Below are 533 nucleotides of genomic sequence, written 5' to 3'. Positions count from 1 at the left end.
CCCATTTTAGATAAGGCGTTTTGTGGGTCTGTTTTCCTTTGAGGGTCTAAAATATGGTGTCCTATTATACTAGTAGTCGGATCTAGTCCAAATTTGTTGCAAATAAAAGCTAATACCCACACATAGCGTTTATATGACTCTTCATTATTTATACCCCCTCTTAGATGTGAGTAACAAAGTTCCACTCCTGCAGCTATATCATTTGCATCATCCCCAAACTTTTGATTATCTAAAGCTTTCTCGTATAACACATGCCATGCTTTTTCTGGTACATCAGTTAACAACGGAATACACTCATATATCCCTGTATCATCTACAAAAATATGAGCTGAAGCGTACATGTCATTGTTTGAGTTTTCGTAATAAGCAATGTTTTGTAATGCTGTAGATCCATCGTTCCCTGTGTCATGAGCAACAATAAACCCCACTCTTGGCATCTTGATTCCGGATCTTCTTTTTGTGCCACTAGTGAGGTGTTTTTTATGAATCGGGTATTTCATTTTGAAGGTCATTTAGTCACCATCCTTTCTATC

Annotated in this window: 1 protein-coding gene; it reads right to left on the bottom strand. The window is 37.3% G+C overall.

Annotation, left to right across the window (positions count from 1 at the left end; translation table 11 throughout):
* Positions 1-512, bottom strand: a 512-nt coding sequence (locus Q5Y73_RS24650; protein WP_305994573.1) for a peptidoglycan recognition protein family protein, incomplete at its 3' end; no start/stop codon positions are given.
* Between the last annotated feature and the right edge of the window lie 21 nt (positions 513-533).

This window comes from Chengkuizengella axinellae, assembly GCF_030730905.1.
Classification (GTDB): domain Bacteria; phylum Bacillota; class Bacilli; order Paenibacillales; family KCTC-33759; genus Chengkuizengella; species Chengkuizengella axinellae.
Note: the sequence above shows the minus strand (reverse complement) of the source record. Positions and strands in the feature narration are given on the sequence as shown.